At 63.8% G+C, this 19,938-nt stretch carries 17 protein-coding genes; 9 read left to right on the top strand and 8 right to left on the bottom strand.

What is annotated here, in order from left to right; genetic code table 11:
• Nucleotides 1-84 precede the first annotated feature (84 nt).
• From AO692_RS19045 to AO692_RS19020, 6 genes are all read left to right on the top strand, one after another.
• Nucleotides 85-1,341: an extracellular solute-binding protein gene (locus tag AO692_RS19045; RefSeq protein ID WP_054311627.1), complete on the top strand. Its 1,257-nt coding sequence runs from the start codon at nt 85-87 to the stop codon at nt 1,339-1,341.
• 66 nt (nt 1,342-1,407) lie between these two features.
• Nucleotides 1,408-2,295, top strand: coding sequence for a sugar ABC transporter permease (locus AO692_RS19040; RefSeq protein WP_054311671.1), 888 nt, complete (start codon nt 1,408-1,410; stop codon nt 2,293-2,295).
• On the top strand, nt 2,292-3,149 hold the full coding sequence (locus AO692_RS19035; RefSeq protein WP_054311626.1) for a carbohydrate ABC transporter permease: 858 nt from the start codon (nt 2,292-2,294) through the stop codon (nt 3,147-3,149). The genes AO692_RS19040 and AO692_RS19035 overlap by 4 nt, the downstream gene beginning before the upstream one ends.
• 18 nt (nt 3,150-3,167) lie before the next feature.
• On the top strand, nt 3,168-4,262 hold the full coding sequence (gene ugpC, locus AO692_RS19030; RefSeq protein ID WP_054311625.1) for a sn-glycerol-3-phosphate ABC transporter ATP-binding protein UgpC: 1,095 nt from the start codon (nt 3,168-3,170) through the stop codon (nt 4,260-4,262).
• A 5-nt stretch (nt 4,263-4,267) separates the two neighbouring features.
• Complete coding sequence (locus AO692_RS19025) at nt 4,268-5,215, top strand: BadF/BadG/BcrA/BcrD ATPase family protein (protein ID WP_054311624.1); 948 nt, start codon at nt 4,268-4,270, stop codon at nt 5,213-5,215.
• A 1-nt stretch (nt 5,216) separates the two neighbouring features.
• The gene (locus AO692_RS19020) at nt 5,217-6,209 is read left to right on the top strand and encodes an SIS domain-containing protein (RefSeq protein ID WP_054311623.1); all 993 of its coding nucleotides are present in this window, start codon (nt 5,217-5,219) and stop codon (nt 6,207-6,209) included.
• 102 nt (nt 6,210-6,311) lie between these two features.
• Here the strand turns inward: AO692_RS19020 and AO692_RS19015 are convergent, their stop codons facing one another.
• Nucleotides 6,312-7,007 (bottom strand): DUF899 family protein, encoded by a 696-nt coding sequence (locus tag AO692_RS19015; RefSeq protein ID WP_054311622.1) that lies wholly within the window; start codon nt 7,005-7,007, stop codon nt 6,312-6,314.
• A 125-nt stretch (nt 7,008-7,132) separates the two neighbouring features.
• Between AO692_RS19015 and AO692_RS19010 the strand changes: the two genes are divergently transcribed.
• The 3 genes from AO692_RS19010 (at nt 7,133) to AO692_RS19000 (ending at nt 11,710) form a co-directional block, all read left to right on the top strand.
• Nucleotides 7,133-7,861, top strand: a complete 729-nt coding sequence (locus AO692_RS19010; RefSeq protein ID WP_244483411.1) for a hypothetical protein — start codon at nt 7,133-7,135, stop codon at nt 7,859-7,861.
• Nucleotides 7,862-8,108: 247 nt separating this feature from the next.
• Complete coding sequence (locus AO692_RS19005) at nt 8,109-10,256, top strand: FAD-dependent oxidoreductase (protein WP_082407447.1); 2,148 nt, start codon at nt 8,109-8,111, stop codon at nt 10,254-10,256.
• Nucleotides 10,172-11,710: a trimethylamine methyltransferase family protein gene (locus AO692_RS19000; RefSeq protein WP_054311620.1), complete on the top strand. Its 1,539-nt coding sequence runs from the start codon at nt 10,172-10,174 to the stop codon at nt 11,708-11,710. Before AO692_RS19005 ends, AO692_RS19000 begins: the two co-directional genes overlap by 85 nt.
• On the opposite strand, the gene AO692_RS18995 is transcribed toward AO692_RS19000, so the two are convergent.
• The 7 genes from AO692_RS18995 to AO692_RS18965 form a co-directional block, all read right to left on the bottom strand.
• Nucleotides 11,707-12,387 (bottom strand): TetR family transcriptional regulator C-terminal domain-containing protein, encoded by a 681-nt coding sequence (locus AO692_RS18995; protein ID WP_054311619.1) that lies wholly within the window; start codon nt 12,385-12,387, stop codon nt 11,707-11,709. The two genes, AO692_RS19000 and AO692_RS18995, sit on opposite strands and share 4 nt — an antisense overlap.
• Nucleotides 12,388-12,533: 146 nt before the next feature.
• Complete coding sequence (locus tag AO692_RS18990) at nt 12,534-14,096, bottom strand: ABC transporter substrate-binding protein (protein ID WP_054311618.1); 1,563 nt, start codon at nt 14,094-14,096, stop codon at nt 12,534-12,536.
• The gene (locus AO692_RS18985) at nt 14,093-15,127 is read right to left on the bottom strand and encodes an ABC transporter ATP-binding protein (RefSeq protein ID WP_082407446.1); all 1,035 of its coding nucleotides are present in this window, start codon (nt 15,125-15,127) and stop codon (nt 14,093-14,095) included. The genes AO692_RS18990 and AO692_RS18985 overlap by 4 nt, the downstream gene beginning before the upstream one ends.
• A complete protein-coding gene (locus AO692_RS18980; RefSeq protein WP_054311617.1) occupies nt 15,124-16,089 on the bottom strand; it encodes an ABC transporter ATP-binding protein in 966 nt (321 codons plus the stop codon). The genes AO692_RS18985 and AO692_RS18980 overlap by 4 nt, the downstream gene beginning before the upstream one ends.
• A complete protein-coding gene (locus tag AO692_RS18975) occupies nt 16,086-16,916 on the bottom strand; it encodes an ABC transporter permease (protein WP_244483410.1) in 831 nt (276 codons plus the stop codon). Before AO692_RS18975 ends, AO692_RS18980 begins: the two co-directional genes overlap by 4 nt.
• A gap of 40 nt (nt 16,917-16,956) precedes the next feature.
• Nucleotides 16,957-17,907, bottom strand: a complete 951-nt coding sequence (locus AO692_RS18970) for an ABC transporter permease (RefSeq protein WP_054311616.1) — start codon at nt 17,905-17,907, stop codon at nt 16,957-16,959.
• Nucleotides 17,908-17,924: 17 nt separating this feature from the next.
• Complete coding sequence (locus AO692_RS18965; protein WP_054311615.1) at nt 17,925-19,934, bottom strand: CocE/NonD family hydrolase; 2,010 nt, start codon at nt 19,932-19,934, stop codon at nt 17,925-17,927.
• Nucleotides 19,935-19,938: the final 4 nt, after the last annotated feature.

The following is a 19,938-nucleotide window of genomic DNA, read 5'->3' as shown; positions in this document are numbered from 1 at the left end:
CGAAAATTTTGTTAGGCTGCCTAACATAATAATGAGCCGGTGCGAGGACCGGCCCTGAGGGTTGTTCAACCGGGAGTGAAAGAAATGATCTCATCAATGTGCCGGGCGCTCATGGCGGCCACGGCAACCCTGATCGGCACCGGCGCCGTTTCGGCGCAGGAATTGCAGTATTGGGTCTATTCCGATTTCGCGCAGGGCGACGCATTGAAACTCCAGCAGGAGTTCATCGCCGAATTCGAGGCCGCAAATCCGGGCGTGAAGATCGTGATCTCGGGCCGTGGAGACGATGACCTGACCTCGGGCCAGATTGCCGGGGCAGCTTCCGGAACGCTGCCGGATGTCTTCATGAACGGCCTGAATGTCGGTGCGCAGCTCGTCGAGGTCGGCGCGCTCGCCAACATCTATCCCGAGTGGATGGCGATGCCGCAGGAGTTCCGCGATCAGTTCGACGCCGACGCGGTCAAGAGCTGCTCGCCGAAACCCGAGACGATGTATTGCATCCCCTATACCGGCTTCGGCGAGATCATGTACCGCAACCTCACGGTCCTTGAAGCCGCCGGTATCGATACCGCCACGCCTCCGGCGACCTGGGAGGAATGGCTGCAGCAGATGAAGAAGGTCAAGGAAAGCGGCAAATCCGCCATTCCGGACCAGACCCAGGTGTTCAACTCCGTGGCCTCCATGTTTGCCGTGGCCGGCGACAAGGCACAGTGGGGCATCGACTTCGACAGGAAGCAGACGCTGATCCAGCCCGAAGCGGCGACACGCGCTCTGCAGACCTTCATCGACATGAAGCCGCTGCAAAGCGGAACCAGCCGCAATGACCAGGGCACCAAGGACCTGTTCATCACCAACCAGCTCGCGTTCCATGTCGTCGGCCCATGGGTCAATCCGAGCTACGAGCAAGCGGCCAAGGAGTCGGGACTGAAATACGACTACGTACTGGTGCCGGGCGGCAAGGCTGGCGATCATGGAGGCGTCAAGAGCTATGAGTTCGTTGGCGTCGCGCCGGGCAAGAACCGCGAGATCGCCTGGAAGTTCGCGGCTTACATCACCGAGAAGAAGCAGATGGCGCGCTGGGCGAAGCTCCTGTCGCGCTACAACGCCAATGCGGCGGCCATGCAGGATCCGGAAGTCAGCGCCCTGCCGCTGATCGTGAAGTCCGTCGAGGCGGTGAAGCAGGCCATGGATGTCACGCCGCCCTATTTCGTCGGCACGGTGCCGAACTGCTACCGCTCGATCATGACCGATACGGCTTCGGCCGTTGCCGATGGCGAGTACGACGCCGCGGAGGGCGCCAAGGAACTGATCGCCGAGCTGAACGACTGTCTTGCCAAGTAAGGCATGACAGAGGGCGCGGAGCTGTTGGATCCGCGCCCTCCCACCTTCGAAAAAGCTGGACACGCCATGAATGCCAGACGACTTCTGCCGCATTACGCGATGGTGCTACCGTTCGCCCTGCTGTTCGCGGCCTTCTTTCTCTATCCGATCATCAGCGGCTTCTATTACAGCTTCCATGAGTGGAACGCTGCGACCGAGCCGCGCTTCATCGGCCTGGCCAATTACGAGGCGGTCCTGCAGTCGCGCGACTTCGCGCGCGCCATGACGAACCTCTGTATCTACATCGTCATCACGGTTCCGCTTGGTATTGCCGTGGCGCTCGCGCTGGCGCTTCTGGTTGACAGTTTCACCGGCTTCTGGGCTAACTTTTTCCGCAGCGCCTTCTTCCTGCCCGTTGTCCTTCCGGCCTTCCTGGCAGCGACGATCTGGCGCTGGATGTATGCCCCCAATTTCGGCCTGGTGAACATGATCCTCGGCTGGTTCGGCGTGCCGTCCATCAATTTCCTGAACGATACCGGCACCATGCTTTATGCCTTGATCGCGGTGGACGTCTGGGTCTCGGCCGGCTTCAACATGGTCATCCTGCTAGCCGGCCTGAAGAACATTCCGCAAGATCTCTACGAAGCCGCGCGGCTCGATGGCGCAAGCCGCCTGCAGCAGGTGCGCTACGTCACCATTCCAATGCTGGCGCCGGTCCTGTTCTTCGTCGTCACCTACGGCTTCATCTCCGCGCTCCAGGTCTTCGACGTGCCGTGGCTGCTCACCGGCTCGTCCTTCACCGCCTATGGCGGGCGCCGCAGCGCGCTGATGTTCCCGGTGATGGACATGATGGGGCGCGCATTCGGCGCCGTCCGCTTCGGCGAGGCGACCGCCTACGGCTTCATCCTGACCTTCGTGATCATCCTGTTCACTGCGCTCATGTTCGGCTTTCGCGCCTGGAGGACACCGAAATGAGTGCGGCCAATCGCGCGATTGTCGCGGAACTCTACACTTGGCGTTTCCTCAAATGGGTGGTCGCGATCTGCGTGGCGATCGTGGCAGTGTTCCCGATCTGGTGGATGGTCAATGTGGTCTTCGCCGATCCCGGAGTGCCGGTTTCGATCAATCCGCGGCTCTATCCGACCTCGTTGGGTTCCGGTCTTTCGAAGATACAGACCATCCTTACCGAGACAGCCTATCTCAGGGCCTATTTCGTCACGATTGCCTATGCGCTGCTGACCATTCTGGGCATGCTGTTGATCGGCTCGATGGCGGCCTTCGAATTTGCGCTCTTCGATTTTCCCGGCAAGCGCATCCTGTTCGGCCTCGTGATGCTGTCGCTGATGGTGCCGACCGTCGTGACCATCATACCCACCTATCTGCTGGTTGCGGATCTGGGCTGGCTGAACACGATGCAGGGGCTCGTGGTGCCTGGCCTTGCCTCCGCCTTCGGCCTGTTCCTGCTGGTGCAGTTCATGCGCACCCTTCCGCGCGAGATGATCGAGGCGGCGCGGCTCGACGGGGCCAGTCACTTCAAGATCTACTGGTACATCGCGCTGCCGCTGTCGCGCAACGCGATGGTGACGCTGGCGATCCTGACCTTCATGAAGACATGGGGCAATTTCGCCTGGCCGCTGATCGTGGCGCCAAAGCCCGAAATCTACACGGTCGGCCAGGTGGTCGGCCTCTTCAACGCGCCCTTCTCGCACCAGACCGTCGACGTGGTGATGACGGCCAACCTCCTGGCCGTCCTGCCGCCGCTGCTCTTCTTCCTGATCTTCCAGCGCAAGATCGTCGAAGGCATCGCCATGTCGGGGTCCAAGGGCTGAGGACAAGAGAAAAAGATCATGGCTGAACTCGAAATCAAATCCGTCTCGAAGTCCTTCGGCTCCGTCGAGGTCCTGCGCGACATCAATCTAAAGATAGCCTCCGGCGAATTCGTCGTCTTCGTCGGCCCTTCCGGCTGTGGGAAGTCGACGCTTCTTCGCACCATAACCGGACTGGAGATCGAGACCTCCGGCGACATCTCCATCGATGGCAAGCGCGTCAACGACGTCGATCCTGCCCGGCGGGGAACCGCCATGGTGTTCCAGTCCTACGCGCTCTACCCGCATATGACGGTCGCCGAGAACATGGGCTTCGGGCTCAAGATGGCCGGCGAGCCGAAAGCCATCATCCGCGAGAAGGTGAGCCAGGCGGCGGCGATCCTGCGCCTGGAAAAACTGCTCGACCGCCGCCCGGCGCAATTGTCCGGTGGCCAGAAGCAGCGTGTCGCCATCGGCCGCGCCATCGTGCGCAACCCGAAGGTCTTCCTGTTCGACGAGCCGCTGTCGAACCTCGACGCCGAATTGCGCGTCAACATGCGCGCCGAACTGATCGACCTTCATCGTCGTCTCGGCGCGACGATGATCTACGTCACGCACGATCAGGTCGAGGCGATGACATTGGCCGACCGCATCGTCGTGTTGAACGGTGGTATCGTGCAGCAGTTCGGCCGGCCGCTCGATCTCTATGACGATCCCGACAACCGTTTCGTTGCCGGCTTCATCGGTTCGCCCAAGATGAACTTCCTGGACGCGGTGGTTCTGGAGACCGGGCCTGGCCACGTGACCCTGGGCAAGCTCGGCGGCAGCGACCGCAGCCTGCGGCTCGCCTTTGACGGCTTCGACCCATCCATCAAGGAGGTGGTGGTTGGCATCCGCCCCGAACATGCGCGTCTCGGCGAAAGTGGTCCCGATACGGTGCCGGTCAGCGTCGGCTTTGCCGAGGAGCTCGGCGACGTCACCTATCTCCACGGCAAGACGCCCGGACGCAGCCCGATGATCATCCGCAGCGACAAGGGACGCTTCAGTGGCCAGATCGATTGCAACGTCGCGTTCGACCCTGCGGGCGTGCGGTTGTTCGATGCCGACGGCCGTCGCCTGCGCGCAGATGGGAACTGACCACGATGTCCTTTGCTCAGGTGGAAGCACTGGCTCCGCAAGCCAGTGTGGTGGGGATCGATATCGGCGGGACGAAGACGCATCTGCGATTGCGTCACGATGGCCGAGAAGCCGATCTGGTGCTGCAAACCAGCGACTGGCGCTGCCGGGAATGGCAGCGCGATGCGCATAGCCTCACCGAACTGGTTGAGCGCTTCGTCGAGGGCGTGACGGTCGCTGCCATCGGCATCGGGGCGCATGGCTGCGACGACAAGCTCGAATGCGAGGCGTTCGAGGCCGCCTTCAAGGCAGCAACGCCCATTCCGGTTCGGGTGGTCAATGATGCCGAACTCATGCCGGCGGCCTTTGGACTAGAACGGCAGATCGGGGTCGTCTCCGGAACCGGTTCCATCGCGGTCTGCCGTACCGATGACGGCGACATGCTCGTCGCCGGCGGCTGGGGCTGGATCATTGGAGACGAAGGCAGTGCCGCAAGCCTGATGCGCGAGGCGGCCCGCACGGTCGCGCTGCACCTCGACCGCGGCGGGTCGCCGGACGATCCATTGGTCCGTCACCTTTTCCACGAGCTGGAGATTCCTTCGGCTGCGCGGATCGGCAGCCGGCTGGCCGGTCTTGGCAGCGCCAAGGAGGTCGGCCGGCACGCCGCGCTCATCTTCGATGCCGCAGACGAAGGTTCTGTGCCGGCCGAGACGGTGATCCGGGAGGGCGGGTTCGCGCTGGCCGATCTGGTTTCGCGCCTGCGCTTGCGCGGATCGAAAGCTGACACCGTTGTCGCTGGCGGAAGCGTGATCGCATCGCAGCCGCGGCTGTGGGAAGCATTCCGGGCGGGCGTCGAGGCGATCGGCGGGCCGGCGCTCACCCTGCATCTCCATCGGGGCGCGCCGGTCGAAGGCGCGATGGTTCTGGCCGACAGGCTGGCCGCCCAGCAGACATCAAGCACGAAAGGACATTGAGATGAGTTACCGTTCCACCGTCGCGCGGCAATCCGAGTCGCTTGGCGACACATTGATCGCCGCGAAGGCGGAACTGGCCACCAAGGATCTGAAGGCGCTGGCATCCGGCCTGACCGTCGTCACTGGCATCGGCGCGAGCTATGCGGCAGCCGTCGTCGTGGCCGCGGAATTGCAGCGCCGAGGACAACGCGCCTTCGCTGTGCGCTCCGGCGAGATGATGGCCGGTTATGACATTGCCGATACGGTGATTGCGCTGTCGCATCGCGGCCGCAGCATCGAGACCGTCGAGGCCCTGCAGAAGCTGCCGAAGGCGAGAAGCCTCGCCATCACCAACGATCCGGACAGCCCCCTGGCCAAGGCCGCTACCCATCACATCCGCCTCGACAACGGTTCGGACGCGACACCGTCGAGCACCGGCTATACGGCCACGCTTCTCGCCGCGGGCCTCGCAGTCGACGCCATCCATGGCGACAGCGGCACCGATTGGGCGGCTCTTCCAGGCACGACCGCCGAGGTTCAGCGCCGCGCTGCCGAGAAGATGCCGCGCCTTGCCGGGCTTTTCAGAGATCGTAGCGCGATCGATTGCGTCGGCGCCGGTGCCTCGATCGGAACCGCGGATGGTGCCTCACTTCTGCTGCGCGAGGCCGCGCGGCTTCCCGCGTCGGGCTACGAGACGCGCCATTATCTGCATGGGCCGATGGAATCGATGGATGCCGCAACCGGCGTTGTTCTGTTCGGCGATGGCCGTGAGCTGCCGCTTGCCGAAAATCTCGATGCGATCGAGTGCCCGGCGGCGTTGGTCACTTCCAGGACCGATGTCCAGGACAAAGGCAAGCTGTCCGTGATCCATGTTCCGGCGAGCGAGAACCTGATCCTGCGCGGCATCATCGACATCCTGCCGGCGCAGATCCTCGCGGCCGAACTGTCGGACGCTGCGGGCCTGACCGACGTCAAGTTCCGCTACAAGCAGAGTGACACCAAGATCGCGAGTTAAGGGGTGGCGCCAGCCATCGTCCCGCGAACGGACAGGTGGCTGGCGTTCGACAAGCCGCCTTGTTGTCACTCCACGCGTGACAGCGGGGCGGAGTGCGTCAGATCAGTAATACTCCAGCCTGGGATACCATTTGTCGCCGCGTCCTTCAGGGGTGAGGTCAAGTGCGGACCATAACGGCGCAAAATCCGGGCCCCCACGCGGGTCCTTGCCGGCGTCGGCCATCTCGCCCGTCATTTCACCCTTCCAGAACAGTCTGACGCCGTCGTCGGACTTCTGAAACACCGCCATCACCGGATATTCCCAACCGTTGGCCGGATCGAGGCCGCCGAAATCGAGAGCATAGCTGTCTCCGACCGTCTGGTGGAATTGGAGATGATGCCAGCCGCGTTCCCTGGCGAACGCAACCTGCCGCTCCACGGGGCTGCGCCCAAGAATGGCCAGCGCCACGCGCTGTTTCAGATCATTGGCGTTTGCGTTCAAGGGCCCGAGCAGGTTGGTGCACATTGGACAAGGCCGCTCCCGCTCCGGGCCATACATCCAGAAATAAGTGACAAGTGTCTGCTTGTCGCCGAACAGGTCGGCAAGACCGACCTCTGTGCCGTTCCCATCCTTGAATCGATAGTCCTTCTCGACAACCGGGCCCGGCGGAAGCTTTCGACGTTGCTCGGCCACGTCGTCGATATGCCGCTGCAGTTCGATTTCTTCCGCCAGCAGCTTTCGCCGCGCCTGCGCGTAGTCCTCCGATTCTCCGGGCCAGGGTTTGCGCTTCATTGCCTGCTGCATCGATGAGGTAGACATGCTGCTGCACCTCCGGGATCGCTACGTTTCGCGTTGAAGCACCTGGCTGCGGATGGCCAGCTTCCGGTGCTGGGGAGAGTAAAACGTATCCACCGCGCGGGGCGTTCCAACGCTCCTGCCCGTTCTTGCCAGCGACGACGAGCGAGGCGGATTCGTTAAAAACGTCGGCAGCGGTTCAGGTCTTCGTACCCACCGGATTGTCTACCCTCGGACCCGATTCTCCCTTTTGGGGAACATGCTTTATTTATGCATGCGATGCCGCCGCTCATCAGAGGACGTGGCGGCTGCTTCGAACAGAGTTTTCTACGCGGCGGAAGGAGTTCGTCATGGCCGAAAACCCGAGTGAGGGAGGACAGATGCAGGGTGCTGCACGTGACGACAGCGGTGATGATCCCCGTGTCGCGTTCATCTTTCAGGAAGCAATCAGAGGACTGACGCAACAACAGGCTCTCGTGGAGAATATGAACACACGCGCAGGAAGTCTGATCTTCGCGACCGCATTTGCGAGTTCGCTGCTCGGCGGCCGGGCTTTGGCGGACGGCCTCGGTCCCTGGGATTGGCTTGCGGTTGCCTTGCTATTCTGCATCGGCGCCCTGGTTGTCTTCCTGCTCTGGCCCTACCACAAATACACATTCCGCTTCGATCCCGAGGAACTGCTCAGCCAATATGTCGACGGAGACAGAGCGACGACCATGTCGGCCATGCATCGCGCGCTTGCCCTTCGGATCAAAGCGGACATGGCGGACAATTGGCGGATTATCCAACGGCTTCGCGTTGCGTTGCAGATCGCACTGATTTTCCTGCTGATGAACATCCTCGCCTGGCTCTTTGCAATCGTTCAGATCGGACGGTAGCAGGACGATTATCCCGCCGGAGCCGCCTCACCCGGTGACAGCCAGCAGCGCACGGCCGACGTGCCTGGAACACAGGCTAGAAGGGTAAGCGCAAAGCGCCTCTTGGCATCGGCTCGAAACTCCCAGGCGCCCCCAGCTTCCTCATGGACCTGAAATGGCGCGCTCTTCCCGCAGGGCATTGCGTTTCGTCAATCGCGCGAATATGCTTGTTGTACGATCGTTCAATAAGCATATTCGTGAACCCCTGATGCACTGCAATCCCCGCTACGAAATCCTCTTTGAACCGGTCAGGATCGGCCCGGTCACCGCGCCGAACCGGTTCTACCAGACGCCGCACGCGACCGGCATGGGTCATCAGAAGCCCTTAAGCGGCGCGGCCTTGCGCGGCATCAAGGCCGAAGGCGGCTGGGGTGTGGTCTCTACCGAATATTGCTCGATCCATCCGAGTTCCGACGATTCGCCGTTCGGCTTTCTCACGTTGTGGGACGAGGACGATGTCCGCGACCTGGCGCGCACCGCCGATGCCATCCACGCCCATGGCAGCCTGGCGGCGATCGAGCTGTGGCATGGCGGCGCCCATACCAACAATCGGCTGACGCGCGAGCAATTGCTCGCGCCGTCGGCGCAGTCAGCGAAATTCGTTCAGCCCGGTGGCGCGCGTGCCATGGACCGGCAGGACATCGCCGATTTTCGCCGCTGGCAGCGCGAAGCGGCGATCCGGGCGCGGCGGGCGGGGTTCGACATCGTCTATTGTTATGCAGGGCATGACTATCTGCCGTTCCAGTTCCTGTCGCGGCGCACCAACCGCCGCACCGACGAATATGGCGGTGCGCTCGAGAACCGCGTACGCCTGCTGCGCGAAATGATCGAGGATACCAAGGATGCCGTCGGCGACACCTGCGCGGTGGCGGTGCGGCTGGCGGTCGATGAGCTGCACGGCCCGCATGGCATCACATCTGAGGGCGAAGGCCGTGAGGTCGTCGAGATGCTGGCCGAACTGCCCGACCTCTGGGATGTCAATGTTGCCGGCTCGCTCGGCAATGACTCTAAATCGTCGCGCTTCAGCCCCGAAGGTTTCCAGGAGGACCATGTCGGCTTCGTCAAGCGCGTGACGACCAAACCGGTGGTCAGTGTCGGACGCTTCACATCGCCGGATACGATGGCAGGCCAGATCCGGCGCGGCATACAGGATTTCATCGGCGCCGCCCGTCCGTCGATTGCCGATCCGTTCCTGCCGAAGAAGATCCTGGAGGGCCGCGAGGACGAAATCCGCGAGTGCATCGGCTGCAATATCTGCCGTGCGGCCAACAATGAAAGCGTGCCGTTGCGCTGCACGCAGAACCCGACGATCGGGGAGGAATGGCGGCGCGGCTGGCATCCCGAACGGATCGCCGGCAGGGGTTCGCAGGCGCGCGTGCTGGTGGTCGGGGCAGGCCCGGCCGGGCTCGAATGCGCACTGACGCTTGGCCGGCGCGGTTATGGCGTGATGTTGGCAGAGGCAGGCAACACGCTCGGCGGCCGCGTTTCGCGCGAGGCGACGCTGCCCGGGCTGGCCGCATGGGCGCGGGTGCGCGATCACCGCCTGCACATGCTGGGCAAACAGCCGTCGGTCGAAATCTATCCCGGCAGTCGGCTCGGCGCCGAGGACGTGCTGTCGCTCGGCGTCGACCATGTCGTGCTGGCGACCGGCAGTTCCTGGCGCCGTGACGGCATCGGCGCCAGCGTTGAAATGCCGGTACCGATGGCGGCGTCGGCGTCGATCCTGACACCGGACGACATTTTCGACGGCGCCGCAGTGAAGGGTCCAGTGCTGGTCTATGACGACGAACACTATTTCATGGGCGGCGCGCTGGCGGAAAAACTTCGCCTTGCCGGCCACACTGTGACCATCGCCACGCCGCTGCCGGTGCTGTCGAGCTGGACGCAGATGACCGACGAGCAGTTCTTCGTCCAGAAGCAACTGATGGAACGCGATATCGACCTGCTGCTGTCCCATAACCTGGCCTCGGCGGCGAGCGGCGTTGCCGAATTCGCCTGCGTCTATACTGGCCGGATCACGCGCCGCGAGTTCGGGACGCTGGTGCTGGTAACCGGGCGCATCGCCGAAACGACGCTGTTCGATGCGCTTTCCGCCGCAACAGGCGCGCACGGCGACATCCCGTCGACCACGCGGATCGGCGATTGCCTGGCGCCGGCCTCGATCGCCGACGCAGTCCACGCGGGCCATAAATTCGCGCGCCATCTCGACCTGCCGGCGGAGGCAACCGTCCCGCTGCGCGAGCGCCCGTCCTTTGTCACTGGAGCCAAGCCATGGAACGCAGTACAGCCCGTCGCAGGCCCGGCCGCGCGCAGCGTGAAATCGGCGGCATCGCGCAGCGTCCGTGGAAGCAGCTGACACGGCCTTACACGCCGATCGAGGTGCTGTCGGCCGACCAGGTCCAGTCCATTCATGAGATGGGTCTCACCATCCTCGAAGAGATCGGCATGCGGGTGCTGCAGCCGCAGGCGCGCCAGCTCTACCGCGCCGCCGGCGCTGATGTCGACGACGGCGAGATGCGCGTGCGTTTCGACCGCGCCATGGTCATGGAGCGCGTTGCCACGGCACCGTCATCGTTCGAGCTGCGCGCCCGCAATCCGGAAAGGAACGTCAAGGTCGGCGGCCGGCACTGCATCCTGTCGTCGGTCGGCGGGCCGGCCTATGTCATGGACAATGATCGCGGCCGCCGCCCTGGCACCTATGCCGAGATGTGCGATTATCTCAAGCTGATCCAGTCGTTCAACGTGCTGCATCAGGAGGGCGGCGGACCGTTCGAGCCGCTCGACCTGCACCAGAACACGCGTCATCTCGACCTCTATTATGCCGAGATCACCTTGCTCGACAAAAACTGGCAGCCGCAGGCGCTCGGCCGCGGCCGCGCCATCGATGCGCTGGAAATGGTGGCCATCTCGCTCGGTACGACGCGCGAAGAGCTCGCCTGCGAGATGCCGGTGTTCACCGGCATCATCAACACCAATTCACCGCTGCAGCTCGACGAACCGATGGCCGAGGGGCTGATCACGCTGGCCGAACATGGCCAGGTCAATGTCATCACGCCGTTCACGCTGGCCGGCGCGATGAGCCCGGTGACGCTCGCCGGTGCGCTGTCGCAGCAGCATGCGGAGGCGCTGGCCGGGATCACGCTGACCCAGATCGTGCGCCCCGGCGTGCCGGTGATGTATGGCGGCTTCACGTCCAATGTCGACATGAAGACCGGCGCCCCGGCTTTCGGCACGCCCGAATACACGCAGGCCGCGCAGATCACCGGCCAGCTCTGCCGGCTGATCGGCGTGCCTTTCAGGTCCAGCAATGTCACCGCGGCCAATTCAGTCGATGCCCAGGCGGCCTATGAAAGCGCCATGTCGCTGTGGGGCTGCCTGATGGGCGGCGCCAACCTGGTGCTGCATGCGGCAGGCTGGCTCGGTGGGGGGCTGACGGCATCGTTCGAGAAACTGGTCATCGACGCCGAGATGCTGCAGATGATGTCCGCCTATTTCGACCCGCCGGCGGTCGACATCGACACACTGGCGCTGGAGGCGGTGCGCGAGGTCGGGCCGGCCGGCCATTTCTTCGGCGCGGCGCACACGATGCAGCGCTATGAGCGGGCGTTCTATTCGCCGCTGGTTTCCAACTGGGACAATTACGACACCTGGATGGAGCGCGGCCAGGTGACCGCACGCGAGCGTGCCAACGCTGTCTGGAAGCGCATGGTGGCTGAATATGAGCAGCCGCCGATCGATCCCGGCATCGACGAAGCGTTGCGCGACTACATGGAACGCCGCAAGCGCGAAGGCGGCTCGCCTTTAAATTAGACGTCGCGCAGCGGCCCGACCTGAGCTTCCAGAATTTCAAAGCCTGCGGCTTCCGCCGCCTGCGGCGTCACCACGCTTTCGTCGAGACACCATTCGAGCCAGAGCCCATCGACCAGCGCGATGAAATTGCGCGCGAGCGCTGGCGCGTCGACATTCCTGCGCCGCGTCATGGCGACGGCGGCAATGTCTTCGGCAAGTTCCGCCCGGTAGGCATCGTAGAGCTCGCTATGCGCTGCCTTGAGGCGCGGATTGACGGCGATCTCTCCCCAAAGCGACAGCCAGATCAAAAGGTTCTCGCGGCTGAAATACTCCGGCGAGAAGTTGGAGCGTACCAGGGCGGCCAGCGATGCCTCGGGCGGCCAGTCCGACGCTTCGGCGCGGCGGCGCTTGGCCTCGGCGATCTGGTTGTTGACGCTGGCATAGAGCGAGGATTTGTAGACCTCGACCAACAGCCCGTCGCGGCCTTCGAAATGATGGTTGATCAGACCGCGCGAAACACCAGCCTCTTTGCAGATGCGATCGACGGTGAAGGCGCCGATGCCACCGACAGAGAGGCAGCGGGTCGCCGCTTCGATCAGCATGGCGCGGCGCACATCCGCCTGTTCGCGGCTGAAGCGCGGTGGCGTTTTCTTCGCGCCGCGCTTGCGCTTGGCAATTGCTGGCTGTGTTTCGCTCATGCAATCCAGCTAGAGCGGCATGCGATGACGTTGAATCGGCATTCCGCTCTATCCCTTTGTTTTAGCACATGATCTTTGTCCGAAAAGTCTGCAGCTTTTCGGGATCAAGCTCTAATCGATCGTCACCGAACTGTCCACGGAGGCGATCAGGCCTTCTTCCTGAACAGAACCGGATTGGGGTGACCGTCCGGATAGATGACCGGCTCGAAATCCGTCCTGTGGATGGCAACCAGGGGCTGGTGGCAGATGAAGACGAAGCCTCCGGATTCCTCCATCAGATCCTCCATGCGATTGGACAACGCGATGCGCTTGGCCTGATCGCTTTCCGCCGTCAGCTTCTGGTAGGAGGTTTCGAATTCGGGGCTGTCGAAACCGGACCAATTGTAGGCCCCGATCTGATCGGGACGGAACCACACCAGGTTTTCGGAGGGGTCGACGCCACCGGCGAAATCCATCAGCGCAAGGTCGATGTTCTTGTAGCCGTCGCCCTGCGTCTTGTCGCCAACGCCCCAATAGGCCGCCTCGTCATAGGGCTGGATCTCGACCTTGATGCCGGCCTGCTCGAGGCTGGCCTGGATGATCTGCGCGGTCGCCGCGCGGATGGAATCGTTCATGACGGTCAGTGTCAGCGACAGGTCGCTGACACCGGCTTCAACGAGCAGTGCCGCGGATTTCTCATAGTCGGGTGCCGCGATCAAATTGCTGGCGCGTGCGAATTTGGTGCCGGGCTGAACGACGCCGGTGGAGCGTTTGGCAAGGTCGTCATAGACCCCCGTCAGGACCTGGCTGACATCGACGCCATATTGCACTGCCTGGCGCACCTTGAGATCCTTGAGGCGCGGGCTGAGCATATTGATCGTCAGCCAGACATACCTGGTCGACTGCGCCTCGATGACCGTCGTTTTGGCGGGCGGGCTCGCCTTGACCGCCTTGGCCGCGGAGGTGGTGATCTTGGTATAGTCGAAGGCGTCGGCCTCGTAGGCCAGCTGTGCGGCCTGATCGTCGGCGACGATATAGATCTCGACCTTGCTGAAATCCGGCTTCGGTCCCGGCCAGTCCGGATTGGCGGTCAGCGTCACTTTCTGCTTCTGCTGCCAGTCGCTGAGGATGTAAGGACCGCAGCTCGCCGGTGGTTCGGTGGTGAACTTGCCGCCCGCCTTTTCGGTGCCGGCGCGGCTGATGATGTGTCCGCCATAGTAAGGCAGGCTGGTCACGAAAATCGGCTGGTACGGGTCTTTCAGATGGATGATGCCGTTGCGGGCGTCGACGACCTCGACGCGGTCGAGCTTCTCGAACTGGTAGGCCCAGGGCGATGACAGGGTTTTGTCGGCGATGCGCTCGAATGAGAACTTCACGTCCTCGGCGGTGACCGCGCCGAGCCCGTTCGACCACTTCAGCCCGTCGATCAAGGTGAAGGCGATGGTCTTCGGATCTTTCTGCTCGAGTTTCTCCGCTCCCCACGGCGACCAGGGCGAGCCTTCCCTCAGATCGCCGAAGCGGTTCAGCGAGACATAGATGCCACGCATGATGACGTCTTCGATACCGCCGTTCATGAAGGCCGGGTCGAGCGTCTGCAGGTCGCCTTCCATGCGGATGCGCAGCGTATCGTCGGCCGCGGACCAGGCGAAGCCGGGTTTCATCGCCATGCCGATACCCAGCGCACCGGCTGCTTTCAGAAACGCGCGTCTGTCGATGTTCCATTGCGTCATGTCGTTTTCCCCTTTTTGTTGGCGGAAGCGCGTGAGAAGGCTTCCTGTTCTTGCCCGCTTGTCTCCAGCGGGAAATGGCAGCGCACCATGCGGCCAGCGCCGACCTCTCGGTAGGCCGGCGCCTCTGCGCCGCAGCGCGGCTGGGCGGCCGGGCAGCGCGTGTGAAATTCGCATCCGGAAGGTCGCCGGAACACGCTCGGGATCTCGCCGCTGACGGCCGGGCCGTGGCTGCGCCGGCGCGGATCGGGCAGCGGCTCGGATTGGATGAGCGTTGCCGTGTAAGGGTGCCGCGGGGCCGAAAACACCTCCTGTGTCGGTCCCGTCTCGACCAGCCGGCCGAGATACATGATGGCGAGACGATCGCTGACGTGACGGATCATCGCCAGGTTGTGGGTGACGATCATGGCGGCAAAACCGAGTTGGCGCTTCAACTCGCCGATCAGGTTGAGCACGTCGCCCTGCACCGAAACATCGAGACCGGCCGTCGGCTCATCGGCTAGCAGCAGACGCGGTTTCATCGCCAGCGCTCGGGCGACACCGACCCGCCGCGCCTGTCCGCCCGACAATTCGTGCGGAAAGCGGTCGGCGAAGGACGAGGGAAGGCCCACCAGCGAAAGCAATGCCGCGGCGGCGGCGCGACGGTCGGGCGTCGGCACGCCCTGGATGATCTGCGGTTCGCTGAGCAGCGTGCCGATGCGCAGGCGCGGGCTGAGCGACGCGATCGGGTCCTGGAACATCATCGCCGAGCGTCGGCGCATGGCGCGGAAATCGGCCGGCGTGGCCACGTCCTTGCCCTCGAACGCGATGCGGCCGGCGGTGGCGCGAACAAGACCGAGGATGCTGCGGGCAAGGGTCGTTTTGCCGGAGCCGGATTCTCCGACCAATCCAAGCGTCTCGCCGGGCATCAGCGACAGCGTCACGCGATCGATGATGTTGAAGCCGGGCAGGGGCTCCAGTTCGATCAGGCGGTCGAGCAGGCCCTTGCGGACAAAGCTGACCGACAGGTCCTCGACGGTCAGAAGCGGGTTCATGAGCTCACCGCATGACAACGGGCGACATGCGAGGCGGAAAGCTCCACCAGCGGCGGCGCGACTGTGCCGCATGATGCCAGGACGCGGTCGCAGCGTGGCGCATAGACACATCCGCACGGCGGCTGTGTGAGGTTCGGCAGCATGCCCGGGATGGTCGGCAACCTGTCCAGCTTCTGCTGAAAACGCGCGGGGTCGCAGGCGAGCAGCGCCTGCGTGTAAGGGTGCGTGGCGTCGTGGAAGATCGCATCGACCTCGCCGCTCTCGACCACCTCGCCGGCATACATGACATAGACCCGGTCACAGAGCTCGGCGATGACGCCGAGATGATGCGACACGATGACGATGATGCCGTTGTAGTCACGCCTGAGTTCGCGCAGCAGATGGATGATCTGCGCTTCCATCGTCACATCGAGCGCCGTCGTCGGCTCGTCGGCGATGAGCAGGCCGGGGTCGGTCAATAGCGCCGCGGCGATCGCCACGCGCTGTCGCATGCCGCCCGACAATTCGTGCGGATAGCTGTGCATGCGCCGCTCGGCATCCGAGATACCGACGCGGCCGAGCATCGCGGCGATCCGCGCCCGCTTCTCGGCGCGGCCGAGGTCCTTGCGGTGATGCTGGAAGTCGACGAGCTGGTCGCCGATGGTCAGCACCGGGTTGAACGCCGTCATGGGATCCTGGCTTACCAGCGCAATCTCGTCGCCGCGCAGCAGGCGCTGGCGGTGGGCGTCGAGCTTCGCCAGCTCGATGCCGTTCCAGGAAATGGAGCCGTCGATCCTCGCATTGGCCGGCAATAGGTTGGCCATGGCGGTGACCAGCGTGGACTTGCCGCAACCGCTCTCGCCGACGATGCCGATGACTTCGCCGGGATGCGCCTCGATGTCGACATGGCGCAGCGCATGCACGCTGCCGCCCGGTGTTTCGTAGCGGACGCTGAGATTGCTGGCGGCAAGCGATCCGCTCATGCCGGCCTCCGCAATTGCAGGCGCGGGTCGAGATAGTCGCGCAGACCCTCGCCGAGGAAGGTGAAGCCGAGCGTGGCGAGCACCAGCGGCATGCCACCGAAGATGACCATGAATGGCGCCGAGCGGATGCTGGTGTAGCCGTCATAGAGGATCGAGCCCCAGGACGGCGTCGGAGGGCGGACGCCGAGGCCGAGGAAGCTGAGACCGGCCTCCACCATGATCACGACCGGAATGTCCATCGACAGAAGGATGATCAGCGGCCCGACGACGTTGGGCAACAGATGGATGAAGATGATGCGCGCTGCACTCGCATCGAGCAGGCGCTCGGCCAGGATATAATCACTGTTCTTCAATGCCAGTGTCTGCGCCCGGATTAGCCTGGCATAGCTCGGGAACGAGGTCGCGGCGATGACGATGATCAGCGTACCGGTGCCGGCGCCGAGCACGGTGATGATGGCAAGCGCGAACATGATCATCGGCAGTGAATTCAGGCTGTCGAAGGTCAGCACCAGGATGGCGTCGAGCCAGCGTGGTCCGTAGCCGGCAATCAAGCCGAGCAGCAGGCCGATCGCGCCTGCGATGAGAACGGACACGATGGCGATCGTCAGTACGGTGCGCGCGCCGTAGATGATGCGCGACAGAAGATCGCGGCCGAGATGATCCGTGCCGAGCCAGTGCGTGCTCGAAGGCGGCTGCAGTTTGTGCAGCACGTCGATCTTGACCGGTGAATAGGGTGCCAGCCATGGCGCGAAGGCGGCGGTGAGGAGGAAACCGGCAACGAGGACAAGCGCCACGCAGGTGAATGGGTCGGCAAGCAGGGCACGCAACAGCGGAAATCGTTGTCGGTCTGGCATTGAGACCGAAGCGTCAGCCACGGAAGACATCGCGGACCCTCGGATCGAGCCGCGCGATCAGGAGATCGGCGGCTATGGTGATGGAAACGTAGATGGCCGTCATGACCAGAACCGTGCCCATGACGACGGGATAGTTGCGGGTGTTGACGGCGTCGGTGATCAGCTTGCCGATACCGGGACGGGCAAATACCGCCTCGACGAAGACCGCGCTGGAGAGGATGCTGCCGAGGCCCACCGCGACCAGCGAAATGGTCGGGATGATGGCGATGCGCAATGCGTATTTGGAGACGATCTTCCATTCCGGCAGGCCGAAGGAACGGGCCGTGCGGATATGCGGTTCGCCCATCACCTCCATCATCGAAGCGCGCACCATGCGCGCGATATAGCCGATCCAGCCGAGCGCGATGGCGAGCGCCGGCAAGACCAGCGCCCTGGCCTGACTGGCGATGTCACCGGCCTCACCCGCTCCGATCGCCGGCAGCCAGCGCAGCGTCACCGCAAACACCAGCAGCGAATAGATGGCAACGACGAAGGATGGCACGGCGATGACGCCGACCGAGAGCACGCCGATGACGGCATCGGCAACGGTGCCGCGCCGCATCACCGACAGGCAACCGAGCGGCACGCCGATGACAAGAGCGGCGGCAAGCGCGGTGAGCCCGAGGATCAGCGTGTTCGGCAGCGCCTCCATGACCAGGGTGGAGACGGGCCGGTTCGACCAGACGTCGTAGCCGAGATTGCCCGTCAAGGCGTTGCGGAAGAATTCCACGATCTGCCACCAGATCGGCTGGTCGAGCCCCATGCGCTCGATCAGCAGCCGCTTCAGCTCCGGTGTGGCGCGGGGGCCCAGCGCCACGCTTGCCGGATCGCCCGGTACGAGAAAGACGGCCGCATACATGGCGACCATGACGAGAACGAGGATCAGGAGGCCGAGACCGATGCGCTTGATTGCGTATGCGAGCATGCTCCCCTCCCGTTTCCTCAGGCGAAATCGCGCCTGATACGCCGCGTCGCCGAGGCACTGTGCACGAGCTTGCCTCGTTCTCGCGCCTCGATGCGCCAGCTCAGGTTGAAATGTGTCTCGTCGGCTGTCAGTTCAGTGCGTGCCGTCGCCTCGGTGTCGGCATCGGCGCTGGCTATGGCCCAACGGTATTCGGTGACGAGCTTCGCCGACAGCGGATCGTCGGCGCGGATGCTCATCGTGTCGCTGTTGGCCGAGGACATCGTGATGTTGCGATCGTCATAGCACCTGCGGCCATGGTCGGACGTCAATGCAATGGTCTGCAGGCCATCGCCGACATCATCCGTGACGATGCGGCGGTCGAAGCCTTCGTCGAACGTCGTTGTGGGAACGGGAGGCGCCGTCTCGGCCGGTTCGAATCGCACATCGCGGTCGCGCGGCGATGGCGGACGCACCGGAAGCGTCAGCATGCTTTGGCCGCCTGCAACCGACAGCGTCGACAGTTTCGGCTGCGGCCACAGGATCGGCCAGTGCTGATTGGCGAGTGCCAGCCGGATGCGATGGCCTTTGGGCACCGTGCGGGTAAAATCGTTGAGCTTCAGCCGTACCGGGAAAGGCGTTCCGACGGGACAGGGCGCGGGATGCTCATGGCTGTCACGATGGCTGAGGTTGAGCACGCCATAGGTCATCAGCGCCGAGGTGCCGTCAGGATAGACGTCGCACAGCCGGACGGCGAGATTGGCATGGGGCTGATCGACGGTGACGAGCAGATCCAGTTCTGGCGCGCCAAGCAGGGTCAGATCGCCGTCGAGCGGCGCGGTGTCGAAGCAGAGCGCCAGGCTGTCCTCGCGCCGTTGGTCGATCGGCATGTCGGGGCAACTGCCGCCATAGCCGCCCCAGCGGCCGCAGTCGCGTCCGGCGGTCGCCGGCGAGCGCACGGAAAGCATGCCGTCGGGCACGGCCTCGTGGCTCAATCCACCGGCATTCAGATGCAGCCGGCGACGTTCGATGCGCGGCGACGGCCATTGGTCCTCTGCCGCCCAACTGCCGGCATGATCGGGCAGGTAGAAAGGTTGCGGCCGCTCCTCGCCGGTGACCCACACGCGGTAGAGCGGCTCGGCCATGATGCCGGTTTCCTCGCCGCACAGCCAGTGACGCCACCAGCGCAGTGCTTCCTGCAGATAGCCGATCAGCGGACCTGGAGCGCCGCGGCAAGGATAGACATGCGACCACGGTCCGACGATGCCGAGCCTGGGTCCCGGCAGGTGTTCCAGCAGGCGCGGCACGAAATTCGAGTAGCTGTCCTCCCAGCCGCAGACGGCCATAACGGCACATTCGATCGCGGCGTAGTCTTCGCAAACCGAACCTTGCTGCCAATAGTCATCACGACGCTGATGCGCGAGCCAGATCTCCGACAGCGAACTGGTGGCGGTGAGGCGGCGCTCCCACATGGCGCGCCAGGCGTCGCCGACGACCTGCGGATCAGGCGCCATCGCATTCTTCACCAGCATGAAGTTCGACCACATCTCCTGCTCGGTCAGAAGCGCGCCGCCCATGTAGTGGATGTCGTCGCTGTAGCGGTCGTCCGAGGCGCAGAGCGTGATGATGGCCTTCAATGCGGGTGGGCGGCGAGCGGCGACCTGGAGCGCATTGAAGCCGCCCCAGGAAATGCCGGTCATGCCCACATTGCCGTTGCACCAGGATTGCGCTGCGAGATAGGCGATGATCTCGCAGGCGTCCTCCTGCTCACGAGGCAGATATTCATCTGCGAGATCACCCTCGGAATCGCCGCTACCGCGAATGTCGATGCGTGCGCAGGCGATGCCGTGGCCAGCGAGATAAGGGTGGATATCGAGATCGCGCGCCACCGTGCCGTCGCGGCGGCGGTAGGGCACCATCTCGACGACCACGGGGACCTGGGCCTCCGTTCGGGGACGCCACAGGGTGACTGCAATGCGCGTGCCGTCGGAGAGCGCAATCCATAGCGGATCGAAGGTGTCCACAGCGAAGGGAAAGTCGGTTCGCACCATTGCG

The sequence above is a fragment of the Mesorhizobium sp. 1M-11 genome, assembly GCF_001303895.1.
GTDB lineage: Bacteria > Pseudomonadota > Alphaproteobacteria > Rhizobiales > Rhizobiaceae > Mesorhizobium.
Note: the sequence above shows the minus strand (reverse complement) of the source record. Positions and strands in the feature narration are given on the sequence as shown.